This is a genomic window from Cohnella cellulosilytica, assembly GCF_042431195.1.
GTDB lineage: Bacteria > Bacillota > Bacilli > Paenibacillales > Paenibacillaceae > Cohnella > Cohnella cellulosilytica.
On record NZ_JBHMDN010000081.1, the window covers coordinates 1 to 15931 of the forward strand.

Here is a 15931-nt window from a genome sequence, read left to right on the forward strand (position 1 = left end):
GCTTTGGAGAGGCTTAAACGAGCTGCATACGGTACTCAAGCACCGTCGATATACCTCGTTTTAGCCCCTCCCATTTATTGGATTCACTGTGGGTCAAGCATAGCTGGTTGAGCTGGTTTCCGTTCGTGTATAAATAGCCGTCCTTGAGCGCTTTGTCGGCCATCTCCGCGGCTTTGACCCACGAGGCGGAATTGGCCGTCATCCGCATGCCGGATACGTTAAAATAGCTCAGTCCGAGCGATCCGCCGATCTGCCTGGCGAGATCGTTCAAATCACCCGCGTAGTCGGGCTTCAAGCCGTAGACGCGCTCGTCCGGCTGTCCGTCGGTCGGGAAGCGGGAGGCCAGCTGCAGAAGGCTTTCCCAGCTCATGCGGTCCTCGGGCAGCGGGACGCCGTATTCCTCGAACAGGTCCTTGTTGTAATATACGGCTCTGCTGTAGAAGGAAGGCGCCATTCCGTACAGTCTGCCGTCGCTTAACTCCTTTATGTAGGCCAGAATGCCCGGCACGATGCCGGACAAGTCGAACTTGTCCTTCGCCGCTCTCGTCTCCAGATCGAGCAGTCTGCCCTCGCCGGCCAGCTGCTTGTATTGACCTGCGCTTAACATCAGCACGTCCGGCTGCCGCTCCCGGATGAACCTGGTCGTCGCTTCGTTGATCGATTCTCCTTCCTCCCGCTTGAGACCGTTCGTCGAGACGACCTCCAGCTCGATGTCCGGGTACAAGGCGGAGAAGAGCATGCCGTATTGATAATAGAACCCGTCCTCGGAATAGTACATCACCTTTAACGTCGTTTTCTCCTGCGTCGCCGTTTGGGGCCCCGCGCTGCATCCGGCCAGCAGAGCGGCGGTCAGCAGCAGGCTCAGCATTGGCGCGGTCGCCGTTTTTTTGCTCATCGACTCATTCTCCCGTCATGGTTTCGTTTTTTCCGAGTGTAACGGGCAGAGCTAAAGGACATCTATGCATTTCCTTAAATTCTTCTTAACGTTTGTTGTGAACGGGCGGTCTTTTCGATATAATGTTAGCGAATTATCTTTTTGGCGCAAAATAAGGCAAAAGGAGCAATCGCATTGGGTACCCTTAAGGAAGTTGCGCAGCATGCGGGCGTATCGATATCCACGGTTTCCCGTGTCGTCAATAACGATACGAGCCGCTCGGTCAGCTCCGAGACGAGGCAGAGAATTTGGGAAGCCGTCACCGCGGTCGGTTATCAGCCCAACAGAGCCGGGAAGGAAACCGGCAGACGCGGTCCGTCCAAGCCGCCGACCGGCGTTCGGACGGGCTGCATTGTCGCCGTCAATCAGAATAAATACAATCACCCTTATTTTTCGCCGATATTGGAAGGCATCGAGCGCGGAATTCAGGAGCACGGGGGATCTCTGGCGTTCATTCATACGAGCGAGGATATCAAAACCCCCGAGCTGCTGCACAAGATCGTGCAGGACAGCGGCATCGAAGGCATGATCCTGCTGGAGAGCATCGACCCCGCGTCCTACGAGTACATCAAACGCCACGTTCCGTATATCGTCGGAATCGACATTTCGGACCCGGCCGTCTCCAGGGTGGGGTACGATCGGCTTATGGCGGCCAAGCTCGCGGTCAACCATCTGATTTCGCGCGGCCACCGGCAGATCGGCTTCATAGGCGGCTCCGGACGGTCCCAGAACATCATGAAGGAAAAGCGGTTCCGCGGCTATAAAGAAGCGATGGACGAGGCCGGGCTCGCGATCCGCAAGGAATGGATCGTGGATGCGGAATGGAACGTGGACAAAAGCTACAGCCTGGTGAAAAATATCGTGGAGAAGCCCGCAGAGATGCCTACGGCTTTTTTTGCCGCAAGCGATATGATGGCGATATCGGCCATGCGGGCCGCATTCGAGCAGCAGCTGCGCATCCCGCAGGATGTCGCCTTCGTGTCGATCGACGATATCGAGTTTGCCCAATACAGCTCGCCGCCGCTGAGCACGATTCATATTCCGAAATTCGAGATCGGCTGGGTCGCGGCCAAAACGTTGGTGGACACCGTCCGCAATCCCTATCCGCTGCCCGTGAAAATTACGCTACCTTTTGAATTGATGATCAGACAAACCTCATAACGTCCGGCGCTTTGTTAACGTTCCGCTTCCTGATTAGCGGAGCGTTTTTTTGCGTTCTCGCGATTATGCTTGTGAAAATTTCAATAAAATTTGGCGCAAAAACTATCCAAAAATGTGAAAACAGTATTGACAAAGATAAGGCCGATCTAATACTATTTATCCAGTGGTATCAGTAAGGAAAAGTTTGGCCCAAACAATTTGGGGAATAGCGCCGAAAATCAAAAGGCCGAAGTTTGGAGGATTGTCGACCATGAACAAAATTCGAGTGGCTTTGATAGGCGTGGGGGATATGGGGACGGGGCATGCGATGGGATTCGATCAAATTCCGCATTGCGAGATCGCGTGGATCGCCGATTCGAATCCGGCGAACGTCGAGCGGGCGCTGCGATACGTCCGGAATAACGAGCCTCGAATCGCGGCGGACTACCGGGAGCTGCTGGACCAAGCCGACACATTCGACGCGGCGGTCATTTCCGTGCCGAATTACATGCATCACGAGACGGCCGTGGCGTTCATCGGGCGCGGGAAGCACGTTTTCCTGGAAAAGCCGGTTGCCCCGACGCTCGCGGAATGCGACGACATCATTCGCCGGGCCCGCGAAGCCGGAGTGGTCCTGCAGATCGGGCTTACGTACCGGTATTCCGCGATTTACCGGCGCATGCATCAGGAGCTGCAGGCCGATCGGCTGGGGGCGGTCACGATGATGTGGTGCAAGGAGTTCCGCGATCCTTTTCCGCCGGTGGACTGGTTTTACGACGAGAAGAAGTCGGGGGGCGCGCTTGTCGAGAAGGATTGCCACCACTTCGATATTTTCAACTGGATGATCGGGGCGAAGCCGGTCAGAGTATTCGCCACGGGCGGGCAGCACGTCATCAAGGACGGCGAAGCGAACGTCATCACCAATTCGTACACCCACTACGACACGAAGGTGATTCGTTCCACCTCGATCGTCGACCATGCCTGGGTCATCGTGGAATACGAGAACGGCAGCAAGGCCAATCTGGGGCTGTGCATGTACTTGAAGCCGAGGAACAGAATGGAGGAGGGGCTCGAGATCGGGCTGCTCGGAAGCAACGGCGGGCAGATGATCGCCAAGCGGGACCGGACGATCGATATTTTCGCTCCGGAGGATCTGAGCAAGGACCGCATCGATTTCGAGCAGGCGACCGATTCCGTGAACGGCGGACACACCGGCAGCCAGCGCCAGCGCTACGAATTCCTTCATTCGGTGGAAAGCGGAGACCAGCCGTACGCGAGCGGGGAGGTCGGACGCCAATCGCTGCTGGTGGCGCTGGCCGCGGAGAGGTCGATGAAGGAAGGCCGGTACGTGTACGTGGATGAATGGCAATAAAGGACAGTGCGGGAGGTACGGTCATGGGTTCAAGATGGAAAGAGGAATTCAGGTTTTATATGTTTATCCTGCCATGGATCGTCGGGTTTCTCGTGTTTTTCGTCGGGCCTGCCGGGATGAGCCTGATTTACAGCTTTGCGGATTACAATTCGGTGACGCCGCCGAAGTGGATCGGGTTCGAAAATTACCGCAGCCTGTGGGAAGACCAGATTTATTTGAAAAGCTTCGCGAACACGCTGTTTTTCGTCTTCGTCGCGGTTCCCGTTACGGTGGTTTTTCAGATTTTGGTGTCCGTCGTGCTGAATATCGAAGTGAAAGGGATTCGCTTCTTCCGCACGCTGTACTATCTTCCCTATCTGGTTCCGCCGGTTGCAACCGTTATCATCTGGCTGCTGCTGTTCGGAACCGACGGCGGCTTCGTGAATCAGATTTTGGACGCGGTCGGCCTCCCGAAGGTGGACTGGTACGGAACCGAGTCGCTTAGCAAACCGCTGATCGTGACGATCGGGATCTGGAGCTCCGGAGGAACCGTGCTGATCTTCCTGGCGGCGTTAAAGGGCGTGCCGGCGCAATTGTACGAGGCGGCCAAAATCGACGGCGCGGGGAAGCTGCGGCAATTTTTCCAGATTACGTTCCCGATGATTTCGCCGACGATTCTGTTCTCCCTGGTGCTGCAGATGATCTATTACTTTCAGATGTTTACGGAATCCAAGCTTCTGAACAACGGCGGACCGAACTACTCCTCTACGACCTACATGCTCAACACCTACAACACGGCTTTTCGGGACCTGAAATTCGGATATGCCATGGCGCAGTCCTGGATTCTGTTCGTGATGATTCTCGTTCTGACCTGGGTTGTCATGAAAACCTCCAATCGCTGGGTCTATTATGAAGCGGAAAAAGGAAGCGGGGCATAAAGGAATGACACGTACTCCCGGAATAATCGCTCGGTATGCGTTTCTGATTGCGGGTTTGGCCGTATTCGCGGGGCCGCTGTTCTGGCTGCTGTCGACGATGTTGAAGTCGCAGGCGCAGACGTTCCAGTATCCGCCGAAGTTTCTCCCGGCTCCCGTTACGTTCGGCGCCTTTACCCGCCTGTTCGATTCGATGCCGCTGATGGGCCGCTGGATCGCCAATTCGTTCTCCATCTCCAGTCTGGTCGGATTGGGCACGATCGTGTTCTCATCGCTGATCGCGTTCGGATTCGCGAGAACGAAAGCCAGATCCCGCAAATATCTGTTCGGCATCGTGCTGGCTACGCTCATGATTCCGGCGCAGGTGACGTTGATTCCCTTGTATTTGCTGTACCGGGACATCGGTTGGTACAATACGTGGCTTCCGCTGACCGTGCCCCAGATGCTGGCCAATCCTTACTTTATCTTTTTGTTCCGGCAATTTTTCCTGACGATTCCGCACGAGCTGGACGAGGCGACCCATGTGGACGGCGGCGGATATTGGGTCATTTACCGCAAGGTGGTCATGCCGCTGTCCGGACCGATCGTCGCGACCGCCTTTATTTTCTCCTTCGTCTTCTCGTGGACGGATTTCTTTACGCCGCTTATTTTCATCCAGTCGGAGAAGCTGCAGACGCTAAGCGTCGGCCTGCAAATGATTCTCGGGCAAACCTCGCACGACTTTCCCGTGCTTGCCGCGGGATCGTTCCTGGCGCTGCTTCCCATCGGCTGCATCTATTTCTTCGCGCAGCGGTATTTCATCGAGGGGGTGGTCATGACCGGGATCAAGTAGCTTCGAGGCGGCACAGGGGGTTCGCCGGCAAGTGCGCATCCGAAATTCCAACGGGCTTTAACCATTCACAAGGAGGGTATCAGTCGAACATGAAAAATCGTTTATCGAGTGTGGCGGTTCTGCTGTTAATCGGCGCGTTGATGCTGTCTGCATGCGGCAATGGCAATAACAAGAGCAATTCGGAGGCTTCGCAATCGCCGTCTCCTTCGCCGTCCGCCTCCTCCGCGGAGCCGTCCGGTTCCCCGGAGCCGGAAGCGACGCCGGAGGAGATTTCCGGCAAGGTGACTTACGGGCAGTGGGGCACGAACGTGGAAACGGAACAGACGAAAGAGCTGCTGAAGGCTTTTAACGAGAAGTATCCGAAGATCGAAGTCGAAGTCATCAGCAAGGACTGGGGAACGTACTGGACCTCGCTGACGGCGCAGGCGGCTTCCAAGGACCTGCCGGACGTGTACAAGATGAGCTTCGCCTACGTGGATAAGTATGCGCAGCTTGGCGCAATGAAGGATTTGACCGACCTTATCTCTTCCACCTCCTTCGATCTGGGCAATTTCGAGCCGGGCGTATTGGCCGCCCACCAGGTCGACGGCAAGCAGGTATCGCTGCCGCGCGACGCCAATACGATCGTCATGTTCTACAACAAAGGGCTGTTCTCCGACAGCAAGACGAATCCGGCCGGAGCGGCGCTGCCCGGCGCCGAGATGACCTGGGACGAGGCGCTCGACATCGCCAAGAAAATGACGCTCGACAAGAACGGCAAAACCGCGGCCGACCCCGATTTCGATTCGAACAATATCGTGCAATGGGGATTAACGGTTGACGCCGCGGGTTCGGCAGATTCCGTGCTCGAGCCGCAAGTTCTCTCCAACGGGGGCAAGCTGGTAAACGACGACCGGTCGCTGGCGATGGATTCTCCGGAAACCAAGCAGGTGCTGGAATTCTACCGCGATCTCGTTGCGAAATACCATGTTACGCCAACCGTCACCCAGAGCCAGTCTCTGGCCCAGGAACCGTTCCTGACGCTGACGACCGGCAAGGTCGCGATGAGCTTCGCAGGCTCCTGGTCGGCCAGCGAGTTCAAGAACGCGAACATCGAATTCGATACGGTGCTGCCTCCTAAATTCAAGGAGACGAAAACCGTCGTGCAGGTGGCGGGCAACGCCATGAGCCCGTTCTCGAAGAACGAACCGGCGGCATGGGCGCTGCTCAGCTGGCTGGCCGGCCCGGACGGCCAGACCGCTCTGGCCCGGCAAGGCCAGTCGATTCCGGCCAACAAGGCCGCGGCCGAGACGTACCTGGCCATCGACGAAGGCTACAACAAGCAAACCTTCATCGATTCGCAGAAATACGCGATTCCGGTGCCGTTCTTCGACGGGAAGGATAAGCTGCTGTGGGAGATTCTGCCTCAGAAGCTGGCGCAGCCGCTGTCGGGCAAGGGCGACCTCGACAAGGCGATATCCGAAATCGGATCGCTGTACGGCAAGTAATTTCGCGGCACCAAGAACGTCTGCGGCTGAATCGCGGACATAAGGACAACGGGAGTCGATATTCTTTGACGCTGTCAAAGACGGTTAGGGCGTGTATGCATACTCCGAGGAAAGCAGATGTTGCCGAATTTTCGTTCCATGCAAGGAACTTTTGTGAAGGCGTACCGGGGGTACGTCAAGCAAAAGTGACGCAGCAGGGGGCGAAAAGGCGGTGAAAGATGCACCCCTGAGCGGGTTTGCATACACGCCCTAGCTCCCGTTGTCTTTTTTGCACCCTTTATAGCCTGTATCAAGCGGGGAAAAAGGAGGAGAAAGAACATGAGAGGAGTTTCAGCCTGCATAAGAAGAGTAACCGGATTGGCGCTGACGGTCTCCCTGGTCGCGGCGACGCTCGCGTCCGGAGCGGTCGGCGCCGCGTATGCGGAGGACGCGCCGACGCGATTTACCGGCGAGCCGTCCGAATGGGCGGCGGTTCCGCACAATTCGGCCTCCAGCGCGGGCGCGCTGCTAGAGCTGAAGGCCGTTCAGCGCGACGGCAAGCTGTATTTGCTGGTCCGGGGGACCCAGGTCAGCGCGGACGGCACGTTCTACATCGATGCGGACAACGACGGGACGACCGGCGACAGCGTTCCGTTCTGGAGCGATTCCGCGGGGATCGACTATCGGATCGTCGGCGGGCAATTGTATCAATATTCGGGGGAGACGTGGACGAGCGCCGGCACGGCGGACTACGGCAGCTCCGGAACGATCGCGGAGACGGCGGTGGACTTGACGGATCTTGGCCTGGACGGCACCACCCCGGTGAAGGTGTCTTACCGGCAGGCTGCGGGCAATTCGTTCCTGCCGGACCCGGGCCGGACGATGCTGAACGCGGAGGCGCAGACCGACGCTTACGGTCCGGACCCGGACCTCGCGATAGACGCCGATCCGTCGGACTGGTCGGGGCTGGAGCCGTTGGCGCAATCGGCCGACGGACTTACCCGACTGTACGCGGCGATGAACAATGAGACGTTGTCGATTCTGGTGACCGGCAAGACGGGGGAATGGAACGACATCTTCATCGATATCGACAACGATAAGGACACCGGCTTTAACGCGAACTGGCTGTGGGCGGATTCCGGGTTCGATTATTTGCTGGAAAACGGAGACTTCTTCGAAAATGTGGACGGCGCCTTCTCGTGGAACCCGTTAAGCTCTGACGGCATCCAATACGCGGAGAGCGGTCCGAGCGAGAACAGGGTACTTGAAATGTCGGTCCCGCTGTCGCGGCTGGGCTTGTCCTCGCCGACCGCCCTCCATTTGGGATTCGGCGCAGGAGACCAGTATGCGCCGGCCGCTTCGGCCGAGGCGGCCAAGGCGCTGCCGTCTCTCCCCAGGGTGACGGTGGACGGCAGCGACGCCGACTGGGCGGGCATCGCGCCTCTGGCGGAGGGCACGGGCGACCTGCAGGATTTGTCCGCCTTCGTCAAGGGAACGACGCTGTACGTGCTCGCTCGCGGAACCGACCTGTCGGGCGAGAAAAACCTGTTCGTCAACAGCGACAGCGATCCGGCTACCGGGCATCTCGGATGGCAGTACGAACGCACCGGAGCGGACTATTTGGTGCAGAACGGATTGGTATTCGAGAGTACCGGGCCGGGGTGGAGCTGGAACGAGATCGGCGTCGCCGAGACCGTCGTTTCTTCCGTATATGCGCCTGCCGGCGGAAGCATTCTGGAGATGGCGGTAGATATGGACGGTTGGGCCAACTTGTCGTCCACGATCCGGGTTGCGCTGGGCGTCGGCGAAGCTTATGCCCCACCTGTGCAGGCGGCGGAATATCCGGCGGCGCTGTCCGCGAACGGGGCCGCCATTGTCGTCGACGGCCAGGCCGAGGATTGGTCGGCCGTGGACAATAAAGCGGTGTCGAGCGGCGGCATGCTGACGCTTCGGGCGGTCAGGGACGAAGAGAAGCTGTTCCTGCTCGCGGAGGGGACGAATCTGAACGCGCAGAACGAGTTCTTTATCGACAGCGACGGGGATGCCGCAACCGGATGGCATGATTCCGGATGGGCGGACAGCGGAATCGATTATAAAATTTCGCGCAATTCCTTGTACCGGTATGACGGGGGAGACGTGTGGACCCGGGTCGGCTCCGTGTACAATCGGCCGAATGCCGATTCCGATCTCGTCTACTTGTATCTCAGTCAGATCGAAGCGACGTCCTCCGGTCCGATGAAGGCGGCGTACATGTCCAAAAACGCGATGGCGCTGCCGGCCGACGGCGCGGCCATGCTGACGGTCGACGCGAGCGTGCGGCAGCTTCGCGAACCCGGCGTTTATTATCCGCGGGAAAGCTTCGAGGTGCTGAACAATCCGTACATGGGCTGGGCCGCCTGGTCCAGGGACGTGCCCGACAAGCCGCTTGGCGAGCCTTACGCGCAGCCTCACAGCCTGGTATACGCAGGCATCGCATGGAGAGAGCTGGAGCCCGCGAAAGGCGAATTCGACTGGGCCGGAATCGAAAGCAAATACCAGTTCGACTACTGGGCAAGCCAGGGGAAGAAAATCAATCTTCGCGTCGTGCTGGATTTGCCGACGAGCGACCCGCTGCATAAGGACATTCCCGACTGGCTGTACGACGAGCTGGTCGACGCGGAAACAGCGAGCGGGGCGGGGAAATGGTACGAGACGACGGAGGTCGGCTCCGGGTTTGCGCCCAACTATAACAGTCCGACGCTCCTGGCGGAGCATGAACGCCTCATACGGGCTTTGGCGGAGCGATACGACGAAGATCCCCGGATCGCCTTCATCCAGATCGGTTCGCTCGGACATTGGGGCGAGTTTCACAACTATCCCGAAGGTCCGTCCGGCAAATTCCCGAATGTCCGCGTATCGGATCAATATGTGCAGCATTACCTGGACCATTTTCAACATAAGCTGATCGGAATGCGCAAGCCGTTCCCGATTGCCGCCGAACATCAACTGGGCTTGTTTAACGACGTATTCGGCGACAAAGGCTCGACCCAATCCTGGCTGACGTGGGCCCGCGACGGTTGGTCCGATATCGGCCTGTATCTCGATCCGGATCAGAACGCCGCGCAGATGCAGGCGGCCTCGCAAATGCCGGACTTCTGGAAAAGCAATTATTCCGGCGGGGAATTTACGAGCGGCAATCCGCTGCTGTCGCTTAACGATCATGCGTTCATGGAGTCGCTGTCGCAAGCGCGCGCGTCCCATACGTCGTGGCTCGGGCCCTCGTCGCCGGCGGATTATCGGGTAGGCGTGAACGGGGTAACCCGGGACGTGCAGGAAAATATGGATACGCTGCTGAAGACGATGGGCTACAGATTCGTGCTGGAATCGGCGAAGCATGTCGCGACCGCGACGAGAGGGACCGGCCTGTCCGTGACGACGCATTGGAACAACAAAGGCGTGGCGCCGTTCTATATGGATTGGCCGGTTGCCGTCGCGCTGGCGGATGCCGGAGGGCAACTGGTGCCGTCCACGATCTCCGTTTCGCCGGCTACGGATATTCGCGGCTGGCTGCCGGGCGGCAGCGACACGACGCTTCCGCTGCGGATTCCCGCGAATTTGGCTCCGGGCACCTACACGCTGCTGATCGCGATACTGGACCCGGACACCGACGAGCCCGGCATCCGGCTGGCGATCGAAGGCAAGAGACCGGACGGCTGGTACGCGCTGGACTCCATTCGCGTTGCCGCGTCTTCGTCGGGTTCGTCGTCTCCGTCGACGGGGCCGGGCAATGAAAGCCCGAACGGGGCTCCGGACGACGCTGTCCAGACGATCGAGAAGCTGCCCGCCGCGGACGCGGGAGAAGTCCAAGTCGAGCTGCAAGCCTCCGGGCAGGAGGTGCGGATGCCGGCGGACCAGCTCTTCGCAAGCGGGGGCTCGCTCGAATTGTCGCATGAGCGTTTCAGCGTAACTGTACCGGCGGGAACGCTGGAGCAGCTGGCGGCATTAACGCGGCAGAACGGGCTGGACGAAGCCGCCTTCTACATGAAATGGCAGGCGGTCGATCCGGCGAGGCTGGTTTCCTCGCTTCAAGCTGCGGCGCATGCGCCCAACAGCCGCTACGAATCGGCCGGACAGTCGCTGGTCTTTGAGATCGGCCTGCGAGGGAAAGACGGCGCAACGATCCCGCTGACCTCGTTTGGCGAGCCGTTGATCTTAAGGTTAAAGCTGGCTGCCGGTGCGGATAAGAAGCTCGCGGGCCTCTACTTCATCCCGGACGAGGGAGAACCGGTCTATATCGGCGGAGCGGCGGCGGATGACGTCATGACGGCGCGCGTGTCCCGCAGCGGCGATTATGCTGTGCTGACGCTCGACCGCCGGTTCGAGGATGTGGCGAGCGGTCATTGGGCAAGCCGCGAGATTCAGGTTCTGGCGGCCAAGCATGCGCTCGAAGACGCGAGGAACGATCGTTTCGAGCCGGGACGACGCGCCACGAGAGCGGAATTTGCCTTGATGCTGGCCAGAGTGATGGGCCTGGAGGAGAAGGGCGGCGAGCCGGCGTTCGCGGACGTTCCGTCCGACTCTGCTTACGCGTCGGCGATTCAAGCCGTGGCGGAGAAGGGGATTATCGCGGGCAAAGACAAGGAGCGGTTTGCGCCTCGCGATGTCGTCACCAGACAAGAGGCGGCCGCCATGCTGTTCCGCGCCTATCGCGCCGTCCGACCGGACGCGCGGACGGACAGCTCGGGCGATGCGCTGACGAAGTTCGAGGATCGCTCGTTGGCGGCAGGCTGGGCGATCGATCCGCTGCAATTTCTGGCCGAGCGCGGCATGCTGCAGGGCACGTCGCCGACGGTTCTGGACCCTCGCGGAGAGCCAACCCGGGCGCAGGCCGCCGCGCTTCTGTCCCGGTGGCTGGATTTGCCCGGCGGCTTCTGACGCCGACATAGATGCGCTCTTGCGAATCGCGTTCAGCGATCGCATGGCCCGATCCGAAGGATGCGGTCCTGGTACAAATCCGGGCCGCATCCTTTTGCGGAGCCGAGACCCGCCTCGCGGGCTTGCGCCAGGGCAGCAGCCTCTCACGAATAATTCTCCACCATTGCAAGTAAAAAATCCCGAAATTCCGCAGCATAAGCTTGAGGCTCTACAATCTTCAAGTTTGTGCCGAAGCCTGCCAGAAATTGAAAGCCAATAGGGTTCCAAGGTACGTAAATCGTGGCCAAGAAGTATTCGGAGCTGTAGCTTTCAATGCTCTTTCGGCCGTACCTTTCAATGAATTGATCCTTGATGCCGGGCGAGATCAACGCTTTTACGGCGACCAGCTCCGGTTGATAGCTTGTTTCATCTCCCTGCTTCAGTAAGTCATCTCTGGGGGAGAACGTTATTTCGTCGATGTTCAGATTGTCGATCCGGGATAGTTTAAATGTTCGGTATCTCTTGCGATGCAAACAGAATCCCTTCAAATACCAACTCGTCTCGCTAAAATGAAGCTGGCAAGGCTCGACCGACCGATTCGTACTCAAGCCGTTTTTATCCGTATAATCAAAGGAAATCAGCCTTCGCGCCAATATCGCTTCCTGACACTTCTTCAAGGTTTGGCGAATTTCGGACCGACCCTCCCAATCGTAAAAAGACATTCGGATCGAACCTTTAGGAGACAATGGGCTGACCATTGCTTCTATTTTTTTGATCGTCACCTCGATTTCTTCGCTAACGAGAATTTGTTCCAATCCGCCGAGCGCCGTCAAGATATTCTCCAAATCGGCGCTGCTCAAAAGACGTTTATCAACCTTAAACTCCTCCATAATCCCGTAGCCGCCATGCGCTCCGTTGACGGAATAGACGGGGATGTTGGATAAGCTCAGCGTCTCCATATCGCGAAGAATCGTTCTTTTGGCAACGTTAAACAATTGCGCGAATTCTTTGGCCGACACAACATCCTTTTTCAGCAGGATCATGATGATGGAGATTAGTCGCTCAACCTTTTCCATAGGTTCTCCTTCTTTATTTATGAATGATGACATGTAGCTGTCACCTATTGTTCATTATACTGTATTCATCACAAGAAGGAGGTTTTTCTTTATGCCGGCTATTGTCTATTTAAATTTTGACGGAGACGCGGAGCAAGCGATTGATTTTTATTCCGAGGCTTTGCATGCGAAAGAGGTTAAAAAAGTAAAATTCAAGGATTTCCCGCAAGATCCCAACTACCCGCTGCTGGAAAATGAGCTGAACATGATCATGGAGTCTTCGATAGAATTTGCCGGCGGGAAAATCATGATGTCGGACATACTGCCCTCGATGAAGAGCGTAACGGGCGAGTTTGTTAAAGGCAACAATATCCTGATCAGTATCGTGAACGAGGACAAACCAACATTGGAAAATTATTTTTCCAAATTGGCCGCAGGCGGTTATGTGATCATGCCGTTATCCTCTATGCCTTGGTCTTCGTGCTTCGGAATGCTGGTCGACAAGTTCGGAGTCACTTGGAAGTTGAATGGCGACGCGGACCGCTTTCTCGATCAAACCCTTTCCAACAAAGCGTAACTCATCCCCGAAAAATGGTCTTGCAACTGGAGGCCATTTTTTTACGTCCGGAACGTATATAAGCCGCGCGAAAAGCCTGTTGTCGGGGCGGGATGCGGGTCGAGATGTTCTAAGGAATCGGTTATCCTCGAGCGAAAAACCAGTTTTCGGGCCGGGATGTTCTAAAGAATCGGTTATCTCCGCGCGAAAAGCCAGTTTCCGGGCTGAGATGTTCTAAAGAATCGGTTATCCCCATGCGAAAAGCCCGTTGTCGGGCTGAGATGTTCTAAGGAATCGGTTATCTCCGCGCAAAAAGCCCGTTGTCAGGCTGGGATGTTCTAAAGAATCGGTTATCCCCGAGCGAAAAGCTCGTTTCCGGGCTGGGATGTTCTAAGAAATCGGTTATCTCCGTGCGAAAAGCCCGTTTCCGGGCCGGGATGTTCTAAAGAATCGGTTATCCCCGAGCGAAAAACCAGTTTTCGGGCCGGGATGTTCTAAAGAATCGGTTACGGAGGCACGCCCGGCTGATACGCGAAATGTCATACATTGGCTCGATGGGGTGGGGCTCGGGAAAAGAGTGAAGTTAGAAAATTGCGCGACGGCGCTCCAATGTGACATGATGGTTAACAGCGGAGATTCCTGAAGCCACGTACACCAAGTTCTCCAATAGCTCTTTTTAGAAAGGGAAATGGCGATGGGAATCGAAAATAAAATTCCGGTGAAAACGAGGGAAGAATTGAGGATTTGGCTGCAGGAAAACGGGAAGGTTGAAAGGTTCTGCTGGGTGTCGGTTAGCATGAAGCCCGCCTCCGGCAGGCTGCTGTATTTGGACGCAGTGGAGGAAGCGCTGTGCTTTGGATGGATTGACGGGGTCAAAAAGAAAGTATCCGCAACGGAGCTGGCTCAAAGGCTGTCCCCCAGAAGCAAAAAAAGCTCATGGACCGAATTAAACAAGGAAAGGGTGCGCCGTCTGGAAAAGCTGGGGTTAATGAGAGACGAGGGGAGGCAGGTTCTTCCCGATATGAACCCGGAATCTTTTCGCGTAGACAAGGCAATAGAGCAGAGGCTGAAAGAGGACAAGCAAATCTACGAGAATTTCATGGCCTTTCCCGAGCTGTATAGAAGAATTCGGATCGACACCATCCAAAGCTATAAAAATCAGCCGGAATTATTCGCGGGCAGATTAGACAAATTCCTGACAAACACGAGAGAAAACAAAATGTACGGCCAATGGAACGATAATGGGCGTCTGCTCGATTATTAAGATAAATGCGGCCGCGGAAGTTTAGGGCCGACCGGAACGGGCAAGTTGCCAATCTCCTCCTTCGCAAGGCATAATGGACGTTAAGAGGTGAGGCGAGTGCTGCGGATTATGGCCGCTACGGACGATGGGCAATGCCGGGAGGACGTCCCCCTGGAACGGCTGACGGATGACGACGTCAACTGGTTCTGGGTCGACTTCGATTGCCCGAAGCCGGGGGAGATCGACCTGTTGGACAGCTATTTTCAATTTCATCCGCTTGCGATCGAGGATTGCTTGCAGCGGCTGCAGCGGCCGAAGGTGGATCATTACGAGGAGACGCATTTTTTCGTGCTTCACGCGCTGCATCCGCAGACGCTCAAGGCGGAGGAAGTGAACGTCTTTCTCGGGCCGCGGGGAATCGTCACGTTCCATCTTGCGCCGACGCAGGAGATCGAGGAAGCCTGGAGGCGGATGCTCGATCCCGATTTTCGCCGCGGGAGGGACCACAATTACGTCGCCTATCTGCTGATGGACAAACTCGTCGACAACTATTTTCCGACGTTGTACAAAATAGAGGATCAGCTGAACGAAATCGAGGATCAGGGCGAAAACAGGGTCGACCTGCAGCGGATGACGGAGCAAATCTACGATATTCGCGGCGAGCTGCTGCGCATTCGCCGGACGGTGCTGCCGATGCGAGACCTGCTGTACCGGCTGCTCAATTCGGATAAAATTCCGGGCGTCAAGGAGCAGCACGCTTATTTTACCGATATCTACGACCACCTGCTGAAGCTGACGGAGATGATCGAATCGAACCGCGAGATGACGGCCGATCTCAGAGACAGCTACGATTCGCTGCGCTCGAACCGGATGAATTCGATTATGAAGACGCTCACGGTGATGACGACCATCTTCATGCCGCTCACTTTTATCGCCGGCGTATACGGGATGAATTTCGTGAACATGCCCGAGCTCGAGTGGCAGGCGGGGTATTACATCGTCCTCGGGGTTATGCTCGCGCTTGGTCTCGGCATGTACGTCTGGTTCAAGAACAAGGGCTGGTTCGATTGAAAGGGGGAAAGGCCGTGAGCCGCGAATTGCAGCAATTCAAGGCGGAGTTCTTCAAGGCGCTCGCGCATCCGCTCCGCATTCGGATTTTGGAGGTGCTGTGCGAGGGGGAGAAAAACGTCAACGAAATCCAGGCGGTGCTCGGGCTGGAAGGCTCGGCGGTATCGCAGCAGCTGGCCGTGCTCCGCGCCAAAAACGTCGTCAGCGGCGTGAAGGACGGGACAAACGTGATCTATTCGCTGCGCGACCCGTTGATCCGGGAGCTGCTGGAGGTCGCCAAACGTATTTTCGACAACCATCTTGTCGACGCCATATCGCTGCTGGAGACGATCCGGAGCGAGTAAAGAAGGGCAAACGAGGCTAATTCGCCGATCGGCGTACGTGGCCTCGTTTTTTATGCGCCGCATCGCGTTAAACCCGCAAATAACGGGGGAAATCCATTTTGACTTTCCCGACGC

At 57.0% G+C, this 15931-nt stretch carries 12 protein-coding genes; 10 read left to right on the plus strand and 2 right to left on the minus strand.

The features are described from left to right. Positions 1–13: 13 nt before the first annotated feature. Positions 14–895, minus strand: a complete 882-nt coding sequence (locus ACFFT4_RS35005) for an ABC transporter substrate-binding protein (protein WP_378054517.1) — start codon at positions 893–895, stop codon at positions 14–16. Between the two features lie 174 nt (positions 896–1069). Here ACFFT4_RS35005 and ACFFT4_RS35010 point away from each other — a divergent pair, with 174 nt between their 5' ends. From ACFFT4_RS35010 to ACFFT4_RS35035, 6 genes are all read left to right on the plus strand, one after another. Continuing rightward, on the plus strand, positions 1070–2095 hold the full coding sequence (locus ACFFT4_RS35010) for a LacI family DNA-binding transcriptional regulator (RefSeq protein ID WP_378054519.1): 1026 nt from the start codon (positions 1070–1072) through the stop codon (positions 2093–2095). 250 nt (positions 2096–2345) lie between these two features. Beyond that, a complete protein-coding gene (locus ACFFT4_RS35015) occupies positions 2346–3446 on the plus strand; it encodes a Gfo/Idh/MocA family protein (RefSeq protein ID WP_378054521.1) in 1101 nt (366 codons plus the stop codon). Between the two features lie 23 nt (positions 3447–3469). After that, positions 3470–4363 carry a carbohydrate ABC transporter permease gene (locus ACFFT4_RS35020; RefSeq protein ID WP_378054523.1) on the plus strand — a complete coding sequence of 298 codons (894 nt, stop codon included), beginning with the start codon at positions 3470–3472 and terminating at the stop codon, positions 4361–4363. A gap of 4 nt (positions 4364–4367) precedes the next feature. Next, the gene (locus tag ACFFT4_RS35025) at positions 4368–5192 is read left to right on the plus strand and encodes a carbohydrate ABC transporter permease (RefSeq protein ID WP_378054525.1); all 825 of its coding nucleotides are present in this window, start codon (positions 4368–4370) and stop codon (positions 5190–5192) included. Positions 5193–5281: 89 nt separating this feature from the next. Then, positions 5282–6679 (plus strand): ABC transporter substrate-binding protein, encoded by a 1398-nt coding sequence (locus tag ACFFT4_RS35030; RefSeq protein ID WP_378054527.1) that lies wholly within the window; start codon positions 5282–5284, stop codon positions 6677–6679. A gap of 318 nt (positions 6680–6997) precedes the next feature. Continuing rightward, the gene (locus ACFFT4_RS35035; RefSeq protein ID WP_378054529.1) at positions 6998–11572 is read left to right on the plus strand and encodes a DUF4832 domain-containing protein; all 4575 of its coding nucleotides are present in this window, start codon (positions 6998–7000) and stop codon (positions 11570–11572) included. A 143-nt stretch (positions 11573–11715) separates the two neighbouring features. Here the strand turns inward: ACFFT4_RS35035 and ACFFT4_RS35040 are convergent, their stop codons facing one another. Further along, on the minus strand, positions 11716–12627 hold the full coding sequence (locus ACFFT4_RS35040; RefSeq protein ID WP_378054531.1) for a helix-turn-helix transcriptional regulator: 912 nt from the start codon (positions 12625–12627) through the stop codon (positions 11716–11718). Between the two features lie 91 nt (positions 12628–12718). Between ACFFT4_RS35040 and ACFFT4_RS35045 the strand changes: the two genes are divergently transcribed. The 4 genes from ACFFT4_RS35045 (at position 12719) to ACFFT4_RS35060 (ending at position 15817) form a co-directional block, all read left to right on the plus strand. Continuing rightward, positions 12719–13183: a VOC family protein gene (locus ACFFT4_RS35045; protein ID WP_378054533.1), complete on the plus strand. Its 465-nt coding sequence runs from the start codon at positions 12719–12721 to the stop codon at positions 13181–13183. Between the two features lie 673 nt (positions 13184–13856). Continuing rightward, positions 13857–14426 (plus strand): YdeI/OmpD-associated family protein, encoded by a 570-nt coding sequence (locus ACFFT4_RS35050; protein WP_378054535.1) that lies wholly within the window; start codon positions 13857–13859, stop codon positions 14424–14426. Positions 14427–14522: 96 nt separating this feature from the next. After that, positions 14523–15476, plus strand: a complete 954-nt coding sequence (corA, locus tag ACFFT4_RS35055) for a magnesium/cobalt transporter CorA (protein WP_378054537.1) — start codon at positions 14523–14525, stop codon at positions 15474–15476. A gap of 14 nt (positions 15477–15490) precedes the next feature. Then, positions 15491–15817: an ArsR/SmtB family transcription factor gene (locus tag ACFFT4_RS35060; RefSeq protein WP_378054539.1), complete on the plus strand. Its 327-nt coding sequence runs from the start codon at positions 15491–15493 to the stop codon at positions 15815–15817. Positions 15818–15931: the final 114 nt, after the last annotated feature.

What these genes read in the sequence shown, in the direction of transcription:
- ACFFT4_RS35015 (WP_378054521.1), top strand. Translation starts at nt 2,346, where the DNA reads ATGAACAAAATTCGAGTGGCTTTGATAGGCGTGGGGGATATGGGGACG.
- ACFFT4_RS35005 (WP_378054517.1), bottom strand. Translation starts at nt 895, where the DNA reads ATGAGCAAAAAAACGGCGACCGCGCCAATGCTGAGCCTGCTGCTGACC.
- ACFFT4_RS35030 (WP_378054527.1), top strand. Translation starts at nt 5,282, where the DNA reads ATGAAAAATCGTTTATCGAGTGTGGCGGTTCTGCTGTTAATCGGCGCG.
- ACFFT4_RS35020 (WP_378054523.1), top strand. Translation starts at nt 3,470, where the DNA reads ATGGGTTCAAGATGGAAAGAGGAATTCAGGTTTTATATGTTTATCCTG.
- ACFFT4_RS35045 (WP_378054533.1), top strand. Translation starts at nt 12,719, where the DNA reads ATGCCGGCTATTGTCTATTTAAATTTTGACGGAGACGCGGAGCAAGCG.
- ACFFT4_RS35035 (WP_378054529.1), top strand. Translation starts at nt 6,998, where the DNA reads ATGAGAGGAGTTTCAGCCTGCATAAGAAGAGTAACCGGATTGGCGCTG.
- ACFFT4_RS35050 (WP_378054535.1), top strand. Translation starts at nt 13,857, where the DNA reads ATGGGAATCGAAAATAAAATTCCGGTGAAAACGAGGGAAGAATTGAGG.
- ACFFT4_RS35025 (WP_378054525.1), top strand. Translation starts at nt 4,368, where the DNA reads ATGACACGTACTCCCGGAATAATCGCTCGGTATGCGTTTCTGATTGCG.
- ACFFT4_RS35040 (WP_378054531.1), bottom strand. Translation starts at nt 12,627, where the DNA reads ATGGAAAAGGTTGAGCGACTAATCTCCATCATCATGATCCTGCTGAAA.